Raw genomic sequence first — 21443 nt, 5'->3', positions numbered from 1 at the left:
CTCGGCACCTACATGACGATCGTACGCGAAGCGGCCCGGCCCGCCGTCGGGAAGGGGCTTCCCGACGGCGGGTCATGCGTCACTTCTTGCCGGACTTGGCCTTGTCGACGGCGTTCTGGTCGGTGGAGAGCGCGGCGACGAAGGCCTCCTGCGGGACGTCGACCCGGCCGATCGTCTTCATTCGCTTCTTGCCCTCCTTCTGCTTCTCCAGCAGCTTGCGCTTGCGCGTGATGTCGCCGCCGTAGCACTTGGAGAGCACGTCCTTGCGGATCGCGCGGATCGTCTCGCGGGCGATGATGCGCGAGCCGATCGCGGCCTGGATCGGCACCTCGAACTGCTGGCGCGGGATGAGCTCGCGCAGCTTGCCGGCCATCGTGTTGCCGTAGGCGTAGGCGGCGTCCTTGTGCACGACCGCGGAGAACGCGTCCACCGGCTCGCCCTGCAGCAGGATGTCGACCTTCACCAGGTCGGCGGGCTGCTCCCCGGCCGGTTCGTAGTTCAGCGAGGCGTAGCCGCGGGTCTTCGACTTCAGCACGTCGAAGAAGTCGAAGATGATCTCGGCCAGTGGCATCGAGTAGCGCAGCTCGACCCGGCTGTCGGACAGGTAGTCCATGCCCTCGAGCTGCCCGCGCCGCGACTGGCAGAGCTCCATGATCGAGCCCACGAAGTCGGCCGGGGCCAGCACCGAGACCTTCGTGACCGGCTCGTAGACCTCCTTGACCTTGCCCTCGGGCCACTCGGCCGGGTTGGTCACCTCGACCTCGCCGCCGTCGTCGAGCTCGACCCGGTAGACGGTGTTCGGCGCGGTGGAGATCAGGTCGAGGCCGTACTCGCGCTCGAGCCGGTCGCGGGTGATCTCGAGGTGGAGCAGGCCGAGGAAGCCGCATCGGAAGCCGAAGCCCAGCGCGGCCGAGGTCTCCGGCTCGTAGGACAGCGCGGCGTCGTTGAGACGCAGCTTGTCGAGGGCGTCGCGCAGCAGCGGGTAGTCGCTGCCGTCGATCGGGTAGAGCCCGGAGAAGACCATCGGCTGTGGATCCTGGTAGCCGCCCAGCGACTCGGTGGCGCCCTTGCGCTCGGTGGTGACGGTGTCGCCGACGCGGGACTGGCGCACGTCCTTCACGCCGGTCATCAGGTAGCCCACCTCGCCGACCCCGAGGCCCTGGGAGGCCTTCTGGTCGGGCGAGATGATCCCGACCTCGAGCAGCTCGTGGACCGCGTTCGTGCTCATCATCCGGATGCGCTCGCGCGGGGTGATCTTCCCGTCGACCACGCGGATGTAGGTGACGACGCCGCGGTAGGTGTCGTAGACCGAGTCGAAGATCATCGCGCGCGCCGGGGCGTCGGGGTCGCCGACCGGGGCCGGGATGCGCCGCACGACCTCGTCGAGCACCGCCGCGACACCGTCACCGGTCTTCGCCGAGATGCGCAGCACGTCGTCGGGCTCGCAGCCGATGAGGTGCGCGATCTCGGCCGCGTACTTCTCGGGCTCCGCCGCGGGCAGGTCGATCTTGTTGAGGACCGGGATGATCTCCAGGTCGTGGTCGAGCGCGAGGTAGAGGTTCGCGAGCGTCTGGGCCTCGATGCCCTGCGCCGCGTCGACCAGCAGGATCGCGCCCTCGCACGCCGCGAGCGACCGGCTCACCTCGTAGGTGAAGTCGACGTGGCCGGGGGTGTCGATGAGGTGCAGCACGTGGTCGCGCAGCTCGCCGTCGGGACCCGCGGCGCACCACGGCAGCCGGACGTTCTGCGCCTTGATGGTGATGCCGCGTTCCCGCTCGATGTCCATGCGGTCGAGGTACTGCGCGCGATAGGCACGGTCGCCCAGGACGCCCGTGAGCTGCAGCATCCGGTCGGCCAGCGTGGACTTGCCGTGGTCGATGTGCGCGATGATGCAGAAGTTGCGGATCCGGTCCGGGGGCGTGAACGTCTCGTCGGCGTAGCCCACGGTGCCCGGTCGGCCAGGGGTCTTGGTCGACTGCTGGGTGGTGGTCTCGGTCAACGAGGTCTCGCCTTCCATGTCTTCGGACATCTCCGGCCCATCGTCCCACGTGACCCCGACCGACATCGTCGGCGAGGGCCGTTGGTAACCTGGAAGCCATTGCGCCGTGCGGGCCGGCTGGCCTGGTGCGCGCCCGCACGAAGACACCCCAGCGATCAAGAGGTTCGAAAGCCCCGTGGCGAACATCAAGCAGCAGGTCAAGCGTAACCGGAAGAACGAGGAAGCCCGCCAGCGCAACAAGGCGGTCAAGTCCGAGATCAAGACGGCGATCCGCCGCTACCGCGAGACCGCCGAGACCGGCGACGCCACCGCCGCCGACGAGCGCCGCCGTCACGCCGCGCGCCTGCTCGACAAGGCCGTGAGCAAGGGCGTCATCCACAAGAACCAGGCCGCGAACAAGAAGTCGCGCATGGCCCACCGCGCCTCGACCCACACGGTCGACGCCAAGGGTGGCAAGACCCCGGCCTAGCTCTTCCCGACGACGGGCGTCCTCCGGTTCCGACCGGAGGGCGCCCGTCGTCGTTCCAGGGGTGCGCTGCCGCTCGGCGAGGTGCACACGACGCAGGTCGTCGGTCTCCATGCCTCACCCCCGCGCGGCGGCTGCCTGCGTGAGTGGCGCCGTCCTGACGTCCGACGTCAGGGGTGTGCCACGCACGACCCCCGGGCCCGACCGCTCAGCGCCGGCGCGACTGCCCGGCGAGCTCCGCCAGCTCCGAGGTGGCCCGCTCCAGGGCGTACGACGCGTCCGCGGCCACGCCCTTGACGTCCGCGTTGACGTCGGCGACGAGCGCCATCGCGCGCGTGAGGCCCGGCGCGTCCCATCCGCGCGCCTGGCCCATCGCCTTCTTCACCTTGAACGGCGGCATCCGCAGCCGGCTCGCGAGCGCGCCCGGGTCGCCCCGCCCCGCCGCCGACACCCGGGCGATGGTGCGCACCGCGTCGGCCAGCGCGTCGGCGACCAGCACGTGCGGCACGCCGGTGTCGAGGGCGTACCGCAGCGCCTCGAGGGCACCCGCGCGGTCGCCCGACACCGCCTTCTCCGCCACGGCGAACCCCGTCACGTCGGCGCGCCCGCGGTGGAAGCGGCGGACCGACTCGGCGTCGACCTGGCCGCCGGAGTCGCTGACCAGCTGCGAGGCGGCCGCGGCGAGCTCGCGCAGGTCGGCCCCGACCGCTTCCATGAGCAGGCTCAGGGCCTCCCCCGTGATGCCGCCGCCCGCCTGCCGGATCTCGTTGCGGACGAAGTCGGCCCGCCGGTCGTTCTCCCAGGGCTTGAACTTCGCCGCCTCGCTCACGGCGGCGCCGGCCTTCTTCAGCCCGTCGAGCAGGGCCTTGCCCTTCGCGCCGCCCGGGTGCACGACGACGAGCGCCACCCCGTCGGTCGGCGCCTTCGCGTACTCCACCAGCACCGTCGTGACCTCGGCGTTCGCGTCCTGCGCCGCCTCCAGCACCACCACCCGCGACTCCGCGAACAGCGACGGGCTGACGAGCTCGGCCAGCACGCCGGCGGTGATCTCGTTGGCCTTGAGGGTGCGGACCTCGACGTCCGGGTCCTGACGGCGGGCCGCGGTGATCGCCGTGGACACGGCGCGCTCCACGAGCAGGCCCTCGTCGCCGACGACCAGCCGCACCGGCACGAGCTCGTCGGCGGGCCTGCTGCGGGCGCGGGGTGGCACGTCCTCATCCTCGCACCGCCCCCCGACAGCGTGGCGTGGGCAACGCGTCCGGCTGTGGCCTCGTGTGCTCCGGGTGCCGTAACGTGCCCGTAGCGCGACCGCGGGTGTCGACCCGCGCGGCGCCCACAACCGAATACGGCTCATCCAGAGGGGTAGAGGGAACGGCCCGACGACACCCCGGCAACCGGCGGCGCACGTCCGTGCGCAAGACCGGTGCCAATTCCGACCCGCGACACGCGGGGAAGATGAGGAGAACACTCTTCCATGACCCTGACTGCGCCCGACCAGACGTCGACCGGTTATGACCTCGGCCCGGCCGCCGCCCTCTCGTGTCGCGCCTGCGGCCACCGCACCCCGTTGGCCCCGGAGTTCGCGTGTCCGCAGTGTTTCGGTCCCCTCGAGATCGCCTACGACTTCCCGTCGATCACCCGGGAGGAGATCGAGCGCGGTCCGAAGTCGATCTGGCGGTACCAGAAGCTCCTGCCGGTGCCGACCACGGTGCAGGACCACCCGAACATGGACCCGGGCTTCACCCGCCTGATCCGCGCCGACCGCCTCGGCGCCGAGCTCGGCATCCGGAACCTCTGGGTCAAGGACGACACCGGCAACCCGACGCACTCCTTCAAGGACCGCGTGGTCGCCGTGGCGCTCGCCGCCGCCCGTGAGCTCGGCTTCACGGTCCTGGCCTGCCCCTCCACCGGGAACCTGGCCAACGCCACCGCTGCCGCGGCCGCCCGCGCCGGGTGGGAGTCGGTCGTGCTCATCCCCTCCTCGCTGGAGCGGGCCAAGGTCCTCATGACCGCGGTGTACGACACGAACCTGCTGGCCGTCGAGGGCAACTACGACGACGTGAACCGCCTCGCCACCGAGCTCGCGTTCGAGCAGGAGGACTGGGCGTTCGTCAACGTCAACGTGCGCCCGTACTACGCCGAGGGCTCGAAGAGCCTGGGCTACGAGATCTCCGAGCAGCTCGGGTGGCGCATCCCGGCGCAGACCGTGATCCCCGTGGCGTCGGGCTCGCAGCTCACGAAGATCGACAAGGCGTACGGCGAGCTGGTCTCGCTCGGCCTCGTCGACGGCGCCGACTGGAAGATCTTCGGCGCCCAGGCCGCGGGCTGCTCCCCCGTGTCGACCGCCTTCCGCGAGGGCACCGACGTCGTCCGCCCGCAGCGGCCGGACACGATCGCCCGCTCGCTCGCGATCGGGAACCCGGCGGACGGCCCCTACGTGCTCGACACCGTCCGCCGCACCGGCGGCGCGGTCACCGACGTGACCGACGACGAGGTCCGCGACGGCATCCGCCTGCTCGCCCGCACCGAGGGTGTCTTCGCCGAGACTGCGGGCGGCGTGACCGTCGCGAACGCGAAGAAGCTCGTCGAGACCGGGCAGCTCGACCCCGACGCGGACACCGTCCTGCTCATCACCGGCGACGGACTGAAGACCCTCGACGCCATCGAGCACCAGGTCGGCCCGAAGGCCACCGTGCCCGCGACCTCGAAGGCCGTCCGCGAGGCCCTCGGGATCTAGTCGGGTCGCTAGCGCCGTCGCGGGTCCGGCAACGGGTCGCCCCGTGCGACCACGGCCGGGCCCCGCGACCCCGGCACGAGCGCGAGATCGCCGCTCTCGTCGGTACGGCGCACCAGCGCGCCCGTCCCGGCGAGCAGCCCCAGGACCGACGGGTTCGGGTGGCCGTAGGAGTTGCCGCGCCCGACGCTCACGAGCGCCAGGCGTGAGCCCGGGGCCACCAGGAACGACGGCAGCGACGACCGCGAGCCGTGGTGCGGCACCTTGAGGACGTCGGCGTGCAGGTCCACCCCGGCGGCGAGCAGTGCGTCCTGCGAGGACCGCTCGGCGTCGCCGGGCAGCAGGACGCGGCCCAGCGGCGTGCTCGCCCGCAGCACGAGCGACGTGTCGTTCACCTGCGACCCGTCGTCGCCGTCGACGTGCACGCTCGGGTGCACCGGCCCGAGCACCTCCAGCACGAGCCCCGGCCACCGCAGCACCATCCCCCGCTCCATCCCGACGACGGGTGCTCCCGCCGCCCGGGCCCGTCCCGTCACCTGGGCCAGGGTCGCGACCGGCTCGCGCACCGGACCCACCGCGACGGCGCCCGTCGACCGGCCCCGCAGCGCTCCCGCCAGCCCGCCGACGTGGTCGACGTGCAGGTGCGAGAGCACGACCAGCGCGAGCGACCGCACCCCGAGCCGCGCGAGGCAGCGGTCGACCGGTCCGGCGTCGGGCCCCGCGTCGACGAGCACCGCACGCCCCGGTTCCCCGGTCGCCAGCACGAGCGCGTCGCCCTGCCCGACGTCGCACGCCACCATCGCCCAGCCCGGCGGCGGCCAGCCCACCGGCACCACCCGGGTGGGCACGAACACCAGCAGCAGTCCGATCGCCGCGGCCATCGCCACGAGCCGCACCGGCCGCCACCGCAGGGCGACCGCCCCGAGCACCACCAACCCGGCCAGGGCCAGGCCGCCCACGACACCGCCCGGCCAGCTCACGGCGGCCCCGTCGACGCCGGCGCAGCGCCGGGCGATCCACACGAGCCAGGACACCTCCGGCCCGGCCAGCCACACCGCGGCCTGCGCGCCCCAGGCCCACCACGGGGCACACAGCGCGGCGACCACGCCCAGCACGGTCGCCGGCGCGACGACCGGCGCCGCGAGCAGGTTCGCGAGCACCGCGACGAGGCTGACCTCGCCCGAGAGCCCGGCGACCACCGGCGCGGTGACCACGTGGGCCGCCACCGGGACGGCGAGGGCCTCCGCCACGACCGGCGGTACCCGTCGGGCCCGTAGCGCGGCGACCAGCGGCGGCGCGAGCATCACGAGCGCCCCCGTGGCCAGTACCGACAGGGCGAACCCGGCGTCGGTGGCCAGGGCCGGGTCGACCAGGAGCAGCCCGACGACCGTCGCCGCCAGCGCCGGCAGCACCGACCGGCGGCGTCCGAGGGCCAGTGCCAGCAGCACCACCGCCCCCATCGCGCCCGCTCGCAGCACACTCGGCGAGGGACGTGCCAGGACCACGAACCCGACCAGGGCGAGCGCCGCCAGTACCGCCGCCGTCCGCGGCCCGAGCCGGGCGAGACGCACCAGGAGCAGGACCGCCCCCAGCACGAAGGCCACGTTCGAGCCGCTGACCGCGGTCAGGTGGGTCAGCCCCGCCGTCCGGAAGTCGTCGGCGAGGTCGGCGCCGACCCCCGAGGTGTCGCCCACGACGAGGCCCGGCAACAACCCCGCCGGGTCCTCGTCGAGGACCGCGCGGGCGGTGTCGCGCAAGCCGGCCCGGAGGTCACCGGCCGCCACCTGGACGGCCGGGGGCGGGCCGACGTCCCGGGGCGGACCGCGGGTCCGGAGCACCGCCACCGTCAGGTCGCCGCGGGACGACGCCGCGAGCGAGCCGCTCGCGGTGGCGCGCTGCCCCGGGAGCAGCCCGACCCATCCCTCGGCGGGCGCCAGCAGGACGACGTGCCCCTCCCCCGCCCACCGCCCGCCACCGGTCTGCGCCACGACGAGGTCGGCGTGGACCACCACCCGCGGCCCGCCGAGGCCCGACGAGCGCAGCGGCGCCGGGTCGTCGGTGAGGACCACCTCCAGCGTCGCCGCCGAGCCGGAGGCCGCCGCGGCGTGGACCGGGTGGTCGGCCACCCGGAACGCCGCCGCGGACGCCACGCCGCCCACGGCCACCACACAGGCTCCCGCCGCGACGAGCCCCGCGGCCCAGCGACGATCCCGCCGGACGACGGCGAACCCCACCACGACGAGGGCCGTGACCACCACCGCCGCGCCCGGCCCCCACCCGAGGCCGAGGGCCACGAGGGCCGCGCCCCACGCCCCGAGCGCCGCGGGGACCAGCCGTGCGTCGAGGCGGGGCCGGTCCTCGTCCGGGCCGGTCACACCCGCACCAGCTCGCGCAGGGTGCCGAACCGGGCCTCACCGATGCCCGGGATCTCGCGCAGCTGCTCGGTCGCGGCGAACCGGCCGTTCTGCGTCCGCCAGTCGAGGATCTTCTTCGCCGTCACGGGTCCCACGCCGGGCAGCCCGTCGAGCTGCTCCAGGGTGGCCGCGTTCAGGTCGAGCTTCCCGTCCCCACGGCCCGCCGGTGCCGCGGCAGCCGCAGGAGCCCCCGGAGCCGCAGCCGCCGGAGCCGCCGGAGCCGCCGGGGCCGCCGGGGCGCCCACGACGATCTGCTGCCCGTCCGTCACCCGGGCCGCGAGGTTCAGCGGGGTCAGATCGACCGCCGGCAGCGCCCCGCCGGCCGCCTCGACGGCGTCCCCGACCCGGGCACCGTCCCGCAGCGTCACCAGCCCCGGCCGGCGCACCTTGCCCGCGACGTGCACCACGACCGGCCCGCGGGACACCGGCACCGCCGTCGGCGCCGCGGTCGCCTCCGCCACCACGGGCAACGCGGGCACGGGCTCGGCGACCGGGCGCCCGCCCCAGAGGCCGACCCCGGCCACGAGCGCCGCCACCACCACGACCGCCGCCAGCGCGACCGCGCCCCACCGGCCCGGGTCCCAGCGCGCGGCGGTCCACGACGCGGGGAGCCACCGGGCGAGGCCCCGCGCCGGCGGGTCCCACGCGCTCGGCCGCGCCGGCGGGTCCCACCCGGCCGACGCCTCCGGCGGGTCGTCCGGGAGCCCCTCGTCGTAGGCGAGCGACGCCCCCGGTGTCCCCGGCGGGGCTGTGGGCCAGCCCTGGCGCCCCGGCCGCGCCGGCCCCCCGTCGCCGTGCTCGGCCACTCCGTCGGGAACGACGGCGGCCTGCAGCCGGAGGCGGGGATCCTGGGTCACCCGGCCGACGCTAGGACTGCTGCGCTGCGTCCTCCCAGGTCAGCGCCTCGTCGTGTGGACAACTGCCCCCGCCGGTGCCACTGGGGACAACTCGCTGCTCCGCACGGAGCAGACGGGCCACCGCCTCCCCGACCACCCGGTGGGCCGGCCAGCCCCAGTGGATGCCATCGGGGTTGCCGTGGCCGCCGAGCACGTGCTCGACGACGAGCGGGGCCACGTCCAGCGTGCGCACACCGGACGACGCCGCCCACGTCCGCATCGCGTCCACGTGCGCCGACCGTCCGGGGTGCGCCCCGGCGTAGAGCGGGGAGCGGTGCACCGACGGCAGGAGCAGCACGACCGGCGCCTGCGGGCGCAGCGTCGTCACCGCCACCCGGATCTGCTCCAGGCACCGCACCGTCTCGGCGGGCGGCAACGCGGTGGGACGCCCTCGCGAGAGGCGCACCAGGCGGGCGTGCCGATCGCGGTAGAGCCGGCGCGCCCGCGCGGCGAGCGGCGCCGGGCGCAGCACCGGGATGAGCTCGCGCACCGCCGTGGGCAGCGGGGAGGGCAGCGAGTCCATGCCCCCGACGCCGAGCACGAGGGCGTCGGCGGTCCGCACCGAGGCCCACACCCGCGGGTCGGTGCGGACGGCGCTCCACGCGTGCCGGGCGGTCCAGCCGAGGCCGGCGTGCAGGTCCGTCGTCGTGCCGAGGCAGGCGCCGGCGACCTGCGGCCACAGCCGCGGCTCGTCGACCGGGTGCGCGGTGCGTGGCCCGTGGAAGCTCAGCGAGTCCCCCAGCACCAGCAGGGTCACGCCTCGGCGCCCCACCGGGCCAGGCGCCAGCGGTCGACCCGGTACTCGAGGACGGCGGTGCGGCAGTTGCCCAGCGGCGCGAGTGCGCCCCAGTGCTCCGGCGGCAGACCGAGGAAACCGCAGGTCAGCGCCATGATGACGCCGCCGTGGGCGACGAGCAGGGCGGTCCCGTCGAGGTCGGCGTCGAGCAGTTCGTGCAGCACCGGCAGCGCGCGCAGGTACGCGTCGTGGCGCGACTCGCCGTCGGGCGGGCGGTAGTGCGCGTCGACCCGCCAGGCGTCGATCCCCCCGGGCCAGGTCGCGTCCACCTCGGCGTCGACGAGCCCCTGCCACTGCCCGACGTCGGTCTCGCGCAGCCGCGGCTCCTTGCGCGGCTCGACGTCGAGACCCTCGGCCGCGGCCGCCGCCGTCTGCCAGGCCCGTGCCTGGTCGGAGGCGATCACGACGACGGGTGCCAGGTCCCGGATGCCGGGTGCGGTCGCCTCGGCCTGCGCCTGCCCGGTGGTGTCGAGCGGCGGGTCGAGGCGGCCCTGCATGCGCCGCTCGGCGTTCCAGGCGGTCCGTCCGTGCCGGAGCAGGACGATGCGACTCACCACGTCAGCTCACTCAGCTCACTCCGCGCTGTGCGGCAGCGAGACCTCGGCCGGCAGGTCGATGTGCGGGCAGTCCTTCCACAGCCGCTCCAGGCCGTAGAAGTCGCGCTCGTCGGAGTGCAGCACGTGCACCACGACGTCGCCGAAGTCCAGGAGCACCCAGCGGGCCTCCTGCGTGCCCTCGCGGCGCACCGGCTTGACGTCCTCGCCGCGCAGCTTCTCCTCGACGTTGTCGACGACGGCCTGCACCTGGCGCTCGTTGGGCGCGGAGGCGATGACGAAGCAGTCGGTGAGGGGGAGGCGCTCGGAGACGTCGATCGCGACGACGTCCAGGGCGAGCTTGTCCGCGGCGGCCAGGGCCGCGACCTCGGCCAGGCGGCGCGCGTGATCGGTGGCGGCCATCGCGGTGAGCTTACCGCTGCCCGGGTTTCGCTGTCGGTGGTGGCGTTCATACTCCCGTCATGCACGACGCCGCGACGACGCAGACCTCGGCGTTCGGGGACGGGCTCGCGCAGGGGCCCGATCTCGAGGCCGCCGCCGAGACAGCCGTGGCCGCCGCCACCGCTCCCCTGCAGGGCCGCCGGCCCGATCTGATGTCGGTGTTCGTCTCGCACCCCGACCCGGAGGTGGCCGCCGCCGTCGGCCGGCAGGCGATGCAGGTCGCCGGGGCCACCACCACGCTCGGGTGCCGGGCGTCCGGCGTGATCGGCGACGGGCGCGGCGTGGAGGACGCGCCGGCCGTCGCGGTGTGGGCGGCGACGTTGCCGGGGGTGCGGGTCACGCCGTTCCACCTGCAGGCCGCCCGCCACGAGGGCGGCATCTCGGTCGGCGGGATGCCGGTGCCCGCGCCGGACGACGCCGTGGCCGTCCTGCTGGCCGATCCGTTCACGTTCCCGGCGCAGGGCTTCGTCGAGCAGTCGGGGCAGGCGCTGCCCGGCCTGCCGCTCGTGGGGGGCCTTGCGACGGCGCCGGTCGGCAGCACCGCGCTCGGCCCGGCGCGCCCCGGTCCCGGCGGCGCCCGGCTCTTCCTCGACGGCGAGGTGCACGACCGCGGCGCCGTCGGGGTCCTGCTCGGCGGCGACGTGGCCGTGCGCACCCTCGTCAGCCAGGGGTGCCGGCCGATCGGCCCGGCCATGACGGTCACGGGCTCGTCGGGCTCGCAGCTGACCTCGCTCGCGGGGCAGCCGGCCTACCGCAAGCTCGAGGAGATCCTGCGCGACCTCGGCGAGGAGGACTCGGCGCTCGCGATGCGGGGGCTGCACCTCGGCATCGCGATGGACGAGTACGCCGACGAGCACGGCCGGGGTGACTTCCTGGTCCGCGGCGTGGTCGGCGCCGACGAGGAGGCGGGGACGGTCACCGTCGGGGACATCGTGGAGGTGGGCCGCACCGTGCGCTTCCACGTGCGCGACGCGTCGACCGCGGGCGAGGACCTCGACGCCCTCATGGCGCTCACCGCCGAGGACGCCCCCGCCGGCGGGGCGCTGCTGTTCTCCTGCACCGGCCGCGGCCGCGTGATGTTCGGGGACGACACGTCGCACGACGTCCGGGCGATCAGGCGCGGCCTCGCGCCCCGGGTCGCCGGGTTCTTCGCCGACGGCGAGATCGGGCCGGTCGCGTCGAAGAACCACCTGCACGGCTTCACGGCGTCGGTGCTGGCGTTCGGCTAGGAGCCCGCCGCGCCCGGGTGCATTTCTCCGTGTTCCGGCACGGATCACTGCTCACGGGGCCGACGGCCACCCTGCGGGTGGATCGTCTCGCCGCGCTCGAGCATCGCGACGTACTCGGCGACGCGGCGTTCCCGCGTGCGGGCCGTCTTCAGCTGGCCGAGCCGGTGGGTGAGCGCGTACCGGTTCTGGCTGGTGAGGGTCTCGAACATGGCCGTCGCGGCCGGTGACGCGGCGAGCGCGGCCGCGAGGTCCTCGGGCACCGTCGCCGTGGCGGGCCCCGCGTACGCGGCCTCCCACCGGCCGTCGGCCCGCGCCCGCTCGACCTCGGCGAGCCCGGCGTCGTGCATGCGCCCCGCCGCGACGAGCCGGTCGACGTGCCCGACGTTCCGGGCCGACCACGGAGACCGCGCCCGCCGGGGCGTGAACCGCTGGAACAGCGAGAGCTCGTCCCGCCGGCGGACCTGCCCGTCGATCCAGCCGAAGCACAGGGCCTCGTCGAGAGCCTCGGCGTAGACCAGCGTCGTCGGTGGGTCGACGGCCGTGAACGCCGCCTTCTTCGCGAGCACGAGCCACACCCCGGTCGGGTCGGCGTGGTTGGCCTCGAGCCAGCGCCGCCAGGACCCGGCGTCGGGGAGGAGGAGCTCCGGCTGGTCCACGGCGCGACATCCTGCCGCCACCGCGAGGCGGACACCAGGCAAGGCCGACGATGCGGCTTCCCTCCCACTGGATGACAGCGACGACGCTTCGCTGCCACGGCGGGGCGCGACTACCCCAGGTGCTCCAGGCGCGACGGGGAGCCGCCGTTGCGGTAGAGCCCGCGCTTGGCGATGTACTGCACCACGCCGTCGGGCACGAGGTACCAGACCGGCTCGCCCTTCCCGACCCGCGCGCGGCAGTCGGTCGACGAGATCGCCATGGCCGGCACCTCGATCAACGACACCGCGCCCTTCGGCAGGTGGTCGGACACGAGCTCGAACCCGGGCCGGGTGACGCCGACGAAGTGGGCGATCTCGAACATCTCGTCGGCCCGGTGCCAGGAGAGGATCTGCTCGAGCGCGTCGGCGCCGGTGATGAAGAAGAGCTCGTCGTCGGGGAAGACCTCGGCGAGGTCGCGCAGCGTGTCGACGGTGTAGGTCGGGCCGTCGCGGTCGACGTCGACGCGGCTGACCGTGAAGCGCGGGTTCGACGCGGTGGCCACCACCGTCATCAGGTAGCGGTCCTCGGCGGCGGTCACGTCCTTCTTCGTCTTCTGCCACGGCTGTCCGGTGGGCACGAACACGACCTCGTCGAGGTCGAACCGCAGGGCGGCCTCGCTGGCCGCCACCAGGTGCCCGTGGTGGATCGGGTCGAACGTCCCGCCCATCACGCCGACGCGCATCGTCGTCTCCGTTCCAGCTCAGACCGGGAGCAGTCCGCCGACCACGCCGGCGAGCTGGGCCGCCGTGCGGCACTCGTGCATCGGCATGACCCGGCCGTACTCGATCGCCGCCGAGTCGCCGGTCCCCCACTGCCGCTGCGGTTCAGGATTCAACCAGTGCGCGTGGCGGGCCCGCGCGACGACGGCGCCCAGGACGCCGAGCCCCGGGTCCTGGTGGTTGGTGCGGGCGTCGCCGAGGACGAGCAGGGAGCTGCGGTCGGTGACGGCGTCGGGCCAGCGGTCGGCGAAGCGCTCGAAGGCACGTCCGTAGTCGGAGTGGCCGCTCCACGCGACGAGCCCGCGGCGCGAGTGCACCTCGGTGAGGATCCCGGCGAGGTCGGCGCCCGGGGTGAACAGGTCGGTGACCTCGACGCAGCCGTCAACGAAGCAGAAGATCCGGATGCGGGAGAATTGCTCGCGCAGCGCCTGGACCAGCATCATCGTGAAGTGGCTGAAGCCCGCCACCGAACCGGAGACGTCGCAGAGCAGGACCAGCTCGGGGCGGCCGGGGCGCGGGCGCCGGTGCACCAGGTTCACCGGCACGCCGCCGGTCGACATCGAGCGGCGCAGGGTGCGGCGCATGTCGATCGGCCCGCGGTGCGCCCGACGACGGCGGGCCGCGAGTCGCGTGGCGAGGTGGCGACCCAGCGGCGCCACCCGCCGTCGCAGGTCGGCGAGCGTGTCGGCGCCCGCGGAGAGGAAGTCGGTCTGCTCGGCCTGGCGGCGCACCCCGGTGCGCGCGGCGGCCTCCCGGCCGCGGATCTCGCTGCCGCGCCGCGTCGTCTCGCCCTGCACCATGCGGCGGAACTCCGCGATCCGCGCGCGGGTCTCGCGACGGGCGACCTCCTCGGCGAAGGGGCTGTCCGCCGCGTCGGCCTGCCGGCGGGTGCGCAGCTCGGCCAGCACCCGCGCGAGCAGCGTCTCGGGCTTCACGCTGTTCAGCGCCTGGTAGGAGGAGAAGCCCGACGGCGGGCCGCCCTGCCCGTCCCGGCCCTCGCCCCCGGAGCCGCCCGACCCCGGGCCGCGGCCGGCCCCGAGGGCGCCGAGGCCGTCGACGACGGCGCGGGCGAGCTCGGAGAGCGCGGCGGTGTCGCCGTCGACGAGCAGCTCGGCGAGCAGGTCGCGCAGGGCGTCGACGTCGACCGAACCGTCCTCGCTGTAGGGCAGCGCGACCTCGCCGAGGGCCGCGCCCTGCCCGAGCGGCCACCAGAGCTCGAACAGCGCGTCGAAGGTCTGGCGCTGACCGCTGCGGCGCAGCAGGGCGGCGGCGAGACCCTCGCGGAGCTGCTCGCGGCGTAGCAGGTCGATCTCCGCCATCACCGCGGCGGCGTCGACGGTCTCCCCCGGGCCGACGTCGACGTGGTGACGGCGCAGCGCCTGCACGAAGTCGACGAGGTGGGCCGGGAGACCCCGCTCCGGGGTGGTGGCGGTCATCAGTTCAGCCGCAGTTCCGAGGAGGCCTTGACCAGGTCCGCGCGGTGCTTGAGGACGACGCCGAGGCTCCGGCGCACCGCGTCGTCGTCGAGGGTGTCGAGACCGAGCGCGACGAGGGTGCGGGCCCAGTCGATCGTCTCCGACACCGACGGCGCCTTGCGGAGGTCCAGCCCGCGCAGCACCCCGATGATGCGCACCAGCTCCTCGGCGAGCGCCTCCCCGAGCTGCGGGACGCGGGAGGCGACGATCCGGCGCTCGAGCTCGGCGTCGGGGAAGTCGAGGTGGAGGAAGAGGCAGCGGCGCTTGAGCGCTTCGGAGAGCTCGCGGGTCGCGTTCGAGGTGAGCAGCGTGAACGGCCGCTGGGTGGCGGTGATCGTGCCGAGCTCGGGCACCGTGACCTGGAAGTCGCCGAGCACCTCGAGCAGCAGTCCCTCGACCTCGACGTCGGCCTTGTCGGTCTCGTCGACCAGCAGCACGGTCGGCTCGTCGCGGCGGATGGCGGTGAGCAGTGGACGGGTGAGCAGGAACTCCTCGGAGAACACGTCGTCGCGCGTGGCGTCCCAGTCCTGGCCCTGGCTCGCCTGGATGCGCAGGAGCTGCTTCGCGTGGTTCCACTCGTAGAGCGCGCGGGCCTCGTCGATGCCCTCGTAGCACTGCAGCCGCACGAGACCGGCGTGGGTCGCCTCGGCCACCGCGCGGGCGAGCTCGGTCTTGCCGACCCCCGCCGGCCCCTCGACCAGCAGCGGCTTGCCGAGCCGGTCGGCGAGGAACACCGTCGTCGCCACGGCGGTCGACGCGAGGTAGCCGACCTCGCCGAGGCGCGCCAGGACGTCGTCGACGGAGTCGAAGAATGTCGTCCGGCCGGTCGCGTCGCTGCCCACGATTCGCATCCTGCCCGGAGATCGACGAGTTGTCCCCCGCTGATCACGGGACGCGGGTGCGGTCCACGTCGCACCCGTCGTCGGGAACGGAGGTGTAGCCGGGGGCGCCCGGCGCCCATCCCGGGCGATGACCGCGCCACCGACCACCACCGTCACGCTCCCCTGGGTCGGCCCCCTCCGGCTGTCCCGCCCGCAGCTCGTCTTCGTGGGAGGTGTCGCCGTGCTCGGCGCGCTCGGCGTCCTCGAGTGGCCGATCGCGCTGGTGCTCGGGGCCGGCCACGTGCTCGCCGCCGACCGCTCCGACCCCTCGGTCCGGGAGGCCGGCCGGGCGCTCGAGGAGGCCTGATCAGACGAAGGCCCCCGCGTACGCGTTGAGCGCGGGCTGCCCGCCGAGGTGGGCGTAGAGCACCGTCGAGCCGCGGTCGATCTCCCCGCCGACGACGAGGTCGACGAGCCCGGCCATCGACTTGCCCTCGTAGACCGGGTCGAGGATGACCCCCTCCAGGCGGGCGGTCAGCTCGATCGCGGCCCGGGTGGAGGCGACCGGGATGCCGTAGCGGTCGCCGGCCCAGCCCTCGAGGACCGTGACCTCGTCGTCGCGCAGGTCGCGCTCGAGCCCGATGAGCTTCGCGGTGTGGCGCGCAATGCGGTCCACCTGGTCGCGGGTCTTCTCGAGGGTCGCCGAGGCGTCGATCGCGATGACCCGGCGGGGCCGGTCGGACGCCGCGAAGCCCGCGATCATCCCCGCGTGGGTCGAGCCGGTGACGGTGCACACGACGACGGTGTCGAAGAAGACGCCGAGGGCCGCCTCCTGCGCCTCCACCTCGCGGGCCCACTGCGCGAACCCCAGCCCGCCCAGCGGGTGCTCGGACGCGCCGGCGGGGATGCCGTAGGGGACGCCGCCCGCGTCGCGCACCTCCTGCAGGGCGCGCTCGTAGGAGTCGCGCAGGCCGATGTCGAAGCCGGCCGGGTCCAGGCGCACGTCCGCCCCGAGGATGCGCGAGAGCAGGATGTTGCCGACCTTGTCGTTGACGCTGTCCGGCCAGTCGACCCAGCGCTCCTGCACCAACCGCGCCTTCAGCCCGAGCTTCGCCGCGACCGCCGCGACCTGGCGCGTGTGGTTGGACTGCACCCCGCCGATGGAGACGAGCGTGTCCGCGCCGCTGGCCAGGACGTCCGGGACGATGTACTCGAGCTTCCGCGTCTTGTTGCCGCCGTAGGCCAGGCCGGAGTTGACGTCCTCGCGCTTGGCCCAGATCTGCGCCCCGCCTCCGAGGTGCGCCGTGAGCCGGTCGAGCCGGTGGACCGGGCTCGGCCCGAAGAGCAGCGGGTAGCGGTCGAAGTCGTCGAGTGACACGGCGGTCTCCTAGGTGAGGGTGAGCCAGTTGGCGCGGGCCTCGCGGCCCGCCCCGTCGGCGTCGCCGGCCGCCACGAGCTCGACGATCCGGGCGTGCTGGGCGACCGACGCGCGGCCGGTCAGCGAGGCGAAACGGGTGCGCTCCATGCGGCGGAGCAGGGGCGTGACCTGGTCGAGCGTGTCCCCGAGTGCCTGGTTGGCGGCGACCTCGACCGGAATGCGGTGGAAGGCGTCGTCGGCCGTGATCGCGGCGTCGACGTCGTCGCGGGCGAGGGCGCGCGCGAACCGGTCGTTGGCGGCGGTCATCGCCTGCCGGTGATCCACGGTGAGGTGCGGGGCGGCGCTGCGGGTGGCGAGCTCGTGCATCGCCGCGGCGACCTGCGCCGCGTCGCGCGCGGCGCGGTGGTCCAGCGGGCTGACGACGGTGGAGCTCCCCGGCTTCACGACGACGAGGCCCGCCGACTCCAGCCGCGCGATCGCCTCGCGCACCGGGGTGCGGCTGACCCCGAGCCAGCGGCAGAGCTCGGCGTCGTGCAGGCGCTCCCCCGGTTCCAACGTGCCGTCGACGATCGCCGTTCGCAGGCGCGTGAACACCTGCTCGCGCAGCGACGTGCGCGAGGCAGCGGCGTCGGAGCTCGGGACCGGCATGCGATATATCGCATCTCGGATGTCGTCCCCCGTCAAGGACGTCTTCCCGACGGCGGGTCCGGGTGCGGGCCGTCAGGGGCTCCTGCCACGCTGCGGGCATGACGCCGGGGGCCGCACGCCGCGTGCTGGTGGCGGTCGGGATCGCGCTCGTGGTCACGATCGCGGTGCTCGGGCGGATCGGCGTGGTGGCCGGCGAACCGGTCGGGGCCGCGGACAACGCCGACGGGGTCCGCCTCTTCTGCACCGCCCGCCTCGCCCCCGACGCCACGGACGGCCGGGCCTCGGGCCACGGCATCGTCGTCGACGCGTTCCGCACGGGCGGTCCGGAGTGCCGTCTCCCGGCCCCCGTCACCTCCGGCGGGGTGATCCTGCGGGCGACCGTCGCGCTCACCGCCGGGGACGCCTTCGACCTGAGCCGGCTCGCCACGGCCTACGCCGCACTGCTGGGACTGGGCGCGGGGGTCGCGGCGTGGGCGGCCGGGCGGCGGCCCGGGCCCGCCGTCGCGGTCGTCGTCCCGCCGCTGCTCCCCCTGCTCGTCGTGCCCTGGTGGAGCCGGTTCCTCGTCTCCACCTACGCCGAGCCGGCCGGACTCCTCGGGGCGGCCTGGTGCGTGTGGGGGCTGCTCGTCGTGGCGCTGACGCGCCCGGTCGACCGGTCGGCCCGCCTCGCGGCCATCGGGCTGGTCGCGGTCGGCGGGGTGGTCGCGGCCACCGCCAAGCCCGGCTTCATGCCCGTGGGCGTCGCGGCGGTCGCCGCCGTCGCCCTCGTGACGGTCGGGACGGGGCGGCGGTGGTGGTGGCGCCGCGGGCCGGCCCAGGTGGCGGCCGCGCTCGCCGTCGGGATCGCCGCGTCCCCCGTCCTCGCCGGCATCCGCTACCAGGACGCGCTCTACGAGGTGCCCAACACGCACGACCTGGTGTTCACGGCGATCCTGCCGGAGTCCGGCCCCGCTCCGCTCCCCGCTCTCGGGCTGCCCGCCGCGGCGTTCCGGGCCTCCGGTGAGCACTACTACCTGTACGAGGGGCGGGACGTGCGGGGCTGGGACGAGACGCCCGGGCCGCGCACGCTCGAGCTGCGCTCGGCCGCGCGGCGCTACGTGGCGGAGCACCCCGTCCTGCTCGCGCGGATGGTGCACCGGGGTCTGGTCATCACGGTGCGCCCGCAGATCCCCTACCTGGTGTCGACGACGGCGGGCGACCGGACCGTCGACGGCTCGCTGCCGGTGCCGGAGGTCCCGGAGGCCGCCCAGCGGATGGGCGTGACCTTCGCCTACCTGGACCGGCTGCCCGGGCGTCCGGTCCCGCCCCTCGTCCTGGCCGTCGCACTGCTCGGCGCCGCGTCGACGGTGCTGTTCCCGCGGGCGACGCGCCGCCTGGGCGCGGGTCGGGGGCTCCTGCGCGTGGCGGGCGTCCTCGCGGTGGGCGCCCTCGGGACCGTGGTGCTCGCCGTGCTGGGCGACGGCTACGTGGAGCTCGCCAAGCACGTGTGGCTCGCCTCGTACCTCCTCGTGGTGACCGGGACCCTGCTGATCGCGGCGGTGGTGGCCGCCGGGCTCGCCGCGGTCCGCCGGCGGGCGCGGGGGTCCGGGACGTCGGAGGACCGGACCGCGGGATCCCGCCCCACGGTGTCGGACCCCTGTGCTTTCGTGGAGCCATGACCACCTTGCCTCCCGGTCTGGCCACCGATCTGCGGGACGACGCCGAGGCCACGCTGCAGCGCCTGGCCGGGTCCGGGGCGCGCCTGCGCGAGGACCAGTGGCGGGCGATCGAGGCGCTTGTCGCGCACGGGCGGCGAGCGCTGGTCGTGCAGCGCACGGGGTGGGGCAAGTCCGCGGTGTACTTCGTGGCGACGGCGCTGCTGCGGGCCCGCGGGAAGGGGCCGACGGTCATCGTCAGCCCGCTGCTCGCGCTCATGCGCAACCAGATCGAGGCGGCCGAGCGGGCCGGGATCCGCGCCGTGACGGTCAACTCCGCGAACACCGACGACTGGCACGCGGTCTACGACGAGGTGCGCGCCGGGCAGGTCGACGTGCTGCTGGTGAGCCCGGAGCGGCTGAACAACCCGGAGTTCCGCGACCAGGTGCTCCCCGAGCTGTCCCGCACCGCCGGGCTCCTCGTGGTCGACGAGGCGCACTGCATCTCCGACTGGGGGCACGACTTCCGGCCCGACTACCGGCGGCTCCGCACGCTGATCTCCGAGCTGCCCGACGGGGTCCCGGTCCTCGCCACCACGGCCACGGCGAACGACCGGGTGACCACCGACGTGGCCGACCAGCTGGGCGTGTCCGGGGACGGCGACGGCGCGCTGGTGGTGCGCGGCGAGCTCGACCGGGAGTCGCTGCACCTCAACGTGCTGTCGCTGGCGAAGGGCGCCGACCGGTTCGCCTGGCTCGCGCAGCACCTCGACGAGCTGCCGGGCTCCGGCATCGTCTACACGCTCACCGTGAGCGCCGCGGACGAGCTGGCCGCGTTCCTGCGCGAGCGGGGCCACGCGGTCACGGCCTACACCGGCAAGAGCGACCCGGCCGACCGGGAACGCGCCGAGGACGACCTGCTGGCCAACCGCGTGAAGGCACTGGTCGCCACGAGTGCACTCGGGATGGGGTTCGACAAGCCCGACCTCGGCTTCGTCGTCCACCTCGGGGCCCCGCAGTCGCCCGTGGCCTACTACCAGCAGATCGGCCGCGCCGGCCGCGGCGTGGAGCGGGCCGAGGTCCTCCTGCTGCCCGGCCCGGAGGACCGCGACATCTGGGCCTACTTCGCGTCGCTGGCGTTCCCCGGCGAGCCCCAGGTGCGGACGGCGCTGTCGGTGCTCGGCGACGCCGGGCGCCCGCTGTCCACCGCCGCGCTCGAGCCGCGGGTCGAGCTGTCCCGCGGGCGCCTCGAGATGATGCTCAAGGTCCTCGACACCGACGGTGCGGTGAAGCGGGTCAAGGGCGGCTGGGAGGCCACCGGGGAGCCCTGGGAGTACGACGGCCGGCGCTACCTCGGCCTCGCGAAGGCCCGGCGCGCCGAGCAGCAGGCGATGCTCGACTACATCACCACGTCCGGCTGCCGGATGGAGTTCCTCCGCCGCCAGCTCGACGACCCCGGGGCCGCCCCCTGCGGTCGGTGCGACAACTGCACGGGGAGGCACTACGACCCGTCGGTCGGCGAGGACGTCCGGGCGCAGGCCCAGGAGGTGCTCGACCGGCCGGGCGTGCCGCTCGCCCCGCGCAAGCAGTGGCCGAGCGGGATGGACGCCCTCGACGTACCGCTCAAGGGCAAGATCAAGCCCGACGAGGCCGCCGAGGAGGGGCGGGCGATCGGCCGGCTCACCGACGTGGGCTGGGGCCCGCGCCTGCGCCCGCTGCTCCGGGCCGACGACCTCGTGCCCGACGCGGTGGTCGACGCCGCGGTCGAGGTCCTCAAGGGCTGGGGGTGGTCGGAGCGGCCGTCCGGGATCGTGTGGCTGCCGAGCCGGACCCGGCCCGCGCTCGTCGAGAGCTTCGCCCAGCGCATCGCGTCGATCGGCCGGCTCCCGCTGCTCGGTGCCCTGGCCGACGACGCGCCGCCGGTCTACTCCGACCCGGAGGACGACAGCGAGCCGGAGCCGCCGAACTCCGCCCAGCGGCTCGCCGAGGTGTACCGGCGGCTGTCGGTGCCGCGCGGGCTCGACCCGGGCGCGCTGGGGGCGGGACCGGTGCTGCTGATCGACGACGTGTCGGACTCCGGGTGGACGCTCACCGTCGCGGCGATGCTGCTGCGCCGCGCGGGCGCCCCGGCCGTCCTGCCGCTCACGCTCGCGACGACGAACTGAGCGGGCCCGCCGAGCCGCCCGTCTCTATCGTCGGCTCATGAGAAGCGCCCGGACACCACTCCGCGTCGTCGGGATCGTCGCCGCCCTGCTCGGCCTGCTGTTCGCCCTGCAGGGCCTCGGCCTGGTGGGTGGCAGCTTCATGACCGGGCAGCGACTGTGGCTGATCATCGGGATCGTGCTGGTCGTGCTCGGCATCCTGGTGGCCTCCGGCGGCCTGTTCCGCCGTGACCCGCCTCGCGGGCGCTGAAGGCCGGTCGGACCCGGGGGGGCGGTCGAGCTCGGGCCTCCGCACCGCGATACGCACACCTGGCAGGCCGAGGGACCTGCCCCAGACCCTCACGGCGCCAGCGCCCGGGTGCCGCCCGGCGACTGGACGCG

At 74.9% G+C, this 21443-nt stretch carries 20 protein-coding genes and 1 riboswitch; of the genes, 7 read left to right on the top strand and 13 right to left on the bottom strand.

The window, feature by feature from the left end:
- Positions 1-79: 79 nt before the first annotated feature.
- Complete coding sequence (gene lepA, locus A3CO_RS0127345) at positions 80-2017, bottom strand: translation elongation factor 4 (RefSeq protein WP_018335448.1); 1938 nt, start codon at positions 2015-2017, stop codon at positions 80-82.
- A 157-nt stretch (positions 2018-2174) separates the two neighbouring features.
- On the opposite strand from lepA, the gene rpsT reads away from it, so the two are divergent.
- Positions 2175-2468: a 30S ribosomal protein S20 gene (rpsT, locus tag A3CO_RS0127340; RefSeq protein ID WP_018335447.1), complete on the top strand. Its 294-nt coding sequence runs from the start codon at positions 2175-2177 to the stop codon at positions 2466-2468.
- 205 nt (positions 2469-2673) lie between these two features.
- Here the strand turns inward: rpsT and holA are convergent, their stop codons facing one another.
- Positions 2674-3675, bottom strand: coding sequence for a DNA polymerase III subunit delta (holA, locus tag A3CO_RS0127335; protein WP_018335446.1), 1002 nt, complete (start codon positions 3673-3675; stop codon positions 2674-2676).
- Positions 3676-3812: 137 nt separating this feature from the next.
- A riboswitch (SAM riboswitch) is annotated at positions 3813-3927 on the top strand.
- 12 nt (positions 3928-3939) lie between these two features.
- Between holA and thrC the strand changes: the two genes are divergently transcribed.
- Positions 3940-5202, top strand: a complete 1263-nt coding sequence (gene thrC, locus A3CO_RS0127330; protein WP_018335445.1) for a threonine synthase — start codon at positions 3940-3942, stop codon at positions 5200-5202.
- A gap of 8 nt (positions 5203-5210) precedes the next feature.
- Here thrC and A3CO_RS0127325 read toward each other — a convergent pair whose 3' ends face one another.
- The 5 genes from A3CO_RS0127325 to rsfS are packed head-to-tail and all read right to left on the bottom strand — an operon-like array spanning position 5211 to position 10261.
- A complete protein-coding gene (locus tag A3CO_RS0127325) occupies positions 5211-7574 on the bottom strand; it encodes a ComEC/Rec2 family competence protein (protein ID WP_018335444.1) in 2364 nt (787 codons plus the stop codon).
- A complete protein-coding gene (locus tag A3CO_RS34610; RefSeq protein ID WP_018335443.1) occupies positions 7571-8470 on the bottom strand; it encodes a ComEA family DNA-binding protein in 900 nt (299 codons plus the stop codon). The genes A3CO_RS0127325 and A3CO_RS34610 overlap by 4 nt, the downstream gene beginning before the upstream one ends.
- A gap of 10 nt (positions 8471-8480) precedes the next feature.
- Positions 8481-9266, bottom strand: coding sequence for a diglucosylglycerate octanoyltransferase (gene octT / locus A3CO_RS34605; RefSeq protein WP_018335442.1), 786 nt, complete (start codon positions 9264-9266; stop codon positions 8481-8483).
- The gene (locus A3CO_RS0127310; RefSeq protein ID WP_051086114.1) at positions 9263-9859 is read right to left on the bottom strand and encodes a histidine phosphatase family protein; all 597 of its coding nucleotides are present in this window, start codon (positions 9857-9859) and stop codon (positions 9263-9265) included. The genes octT and A3CO_RS0127310 overlap by 4 nt, the downstream gene beginning before the upstream one ends.
- Before the next feature lie 18 nt (positions 9860-9877).
- Positions 9878-10261, bottom strand: coding sequence for a ribosome silencing factor (rsfS, locus tag A3CO_RS0127305; protein WP_018335440.1), 384 nt, complete (start codon positions 10259-10261; stop codon positions 9878-9880).
- 59 nt (positions 10262-10320) lie between these two features.
- On the opposite strand from rsfS, the gene A3CO_RS0127300 reads away from it, so the two are divergent.
- On the top strand, positions 10321-11529 hold the full coding sequence (locus A3CO_RS0127300; RefSeq protein WP_018335439.1) for an FIST signal transduction protein: 1209 nt from the start codon (positions 10321-10323) through the stop codon (positions 11527-11529).
- 44 nt (positions 11530-11573) lie between these two features.
- Here A3CO_RS0127300 and A3CO_RS0127295 read toward each other — a convergent pair whose 3' ends face one another.
- From A3CO_RS0127295 to A3CO_RS0127280, 4 genes are all read right to left on the bottom strand, one after another.
- Positions 11574-12185 carry a YdeI/OmpD-associated family protein gene (locus A3CO_RS0127295; protein ID WP_018335438.1) on the bottom strand — a complete coding sequence of 204 codons (612 nt, stop codon included), beginning with the start codon at positions 12183-12185 and terminating at the stop codon, positions 11574-11576.
- A gap of 110 nt (positions 12186-12295) precedes the next feature.
- Positions 12296-12907, bottom strand: coding sequence for a nicotinate-nucleotide adenylyltransferase (nadD, locus tag A3CO_RS0127290; RefSeq protein WP_018335437.1), 612 nt, complete (start codon positions 12905-12907; stop codon positions 12296-12298).
- An 18-nt stretch (positions 12908-12925) separates the two neighbouring features.
- Positions 12926-14380, bottom strand: a complete 1455-nt coding sequence (locus A3CO_RS0127285) for a VWA domain-containing protein (RefSeq protein WP_018335436.1) — start codon at positions 14378-14380, stop codon at positions 12926-12928.
- A complete protein-coding gene (locus tag A3CO_RS0127280; protein ID WP_026205063.1) occupies positions 14380-15270 on the bottom strand; it encodes an AAA family ATPase in 891 nt (296 codons plus the stop codon). Before A3CO_RS0127280 ends, A3CO_RS0127285 begins: the two co-directional genes overlap by 1 nt.
- Positions 15271-15388: 118 nt before the next feature.
- Between A3CO_RS0127280 and A3CO_RS34600 the strand changes: the two genes are divergently transcribed.
- Positions 15389-15607 carry a hypothetical protein gene (locus tag A3CO_RS34600; RefSeq protein WP_018335434.1) on the top strand — a complete coding sequence of 73 codons (219 nt, stop codon included), beginning with the start codon at positions 15389-15391 and terminating at the stop codon, positions 15605-15607.
- Here the strand turns inward: A3CO_RS34600 and A3CO_RS0127270 are convergent, their stop codons facing one another.
- Positions 15608-16618 carry a 1-aminocyclopropane-1-carboxylate deaminase gene (locus A3CO_RS0127270; protein WP_018335433.1) on the bottom strand — a complete coding sequence of 337 codons (1011 nt, stop codon included), beginning with the start codon at positions 16616-16618 and terminating at the stop codon, positions 15608-15610.
- A gap of 9 nt (positions 16619-16627) precedes the next feature.
- On the bottom strand, positions 16628-17266 hold the full coding sequence (locus A3CO_RS0127265; protein WP_018335432.1) for a GntR family transcriptional regulator: 639 nt from the start codon (positions 17264-17266) through the stop codon (positions 16628-16630).
- Positions 17267-17364: 98 nt separating this feature from the next.
- On the opposite strand from A3CO_RS0127265, the gene wsfD reads away from it, so the two are divergent.
- Genes wsfD through A3CO_RS0127250 form a run of 3 tightly spaced genes read left to right on the top strand, consistent with a single transcriptional unit; the run spans position 17365 to position 21312 of the window.
- Complete coding sequence (gene wsfD / locus A3CO_RS0127260) at positions 17365-18924, top strand: glycan biosynthesis hexose transferase WsfD (RefSeq protein WP_018335431.1); 1560 nt, start codon at positions 17365-17367, stop codon at positions 18922-18924.
- Complete coding sequence (locus tag A3CO_RS0127255) at positions 18921-21065, top strand: RecQ family ATP-dependent DNA helicase (protein WP_018335430.1); 2145 nt, start codon at positions 18921-18923, stop codon at positions 21063-21065. Before wsfD ends, A3CO_RS0127255 begins: the two co-directional genes overlap by 4 nt.
- Positions 21066-21102: 37 nt before the next feature.
- Positions 21103-21312 (top strand): hypothetical protein, encoded by a 210-nt coding sequence (locus A3CO_RS0127250; RefSeq protein ID WP_018335429.1) that lies wholly within the window; start codon positions 21103-21105, stop codon positions 21310-21312.
- Positions 21313-21443 lie beyond the last annotated feature (131 nt).

This window comes from Actinomycetospora chiangmaiensis DSM 45062 (assembly GCF_000379625.1).
Lineage (GTDB): Bacteria > Actinomycetota > Actinomycetes > Mycobacteriales > Pseudonocardiaceae > Actinomycetospora > Actinomycetospora chiangmaiensis.
The sequence above is the reverse complement of the archived record's forward strand: the minus strand, read 5'-3'. Positions and strand labels throughout refer to the sequence as shown.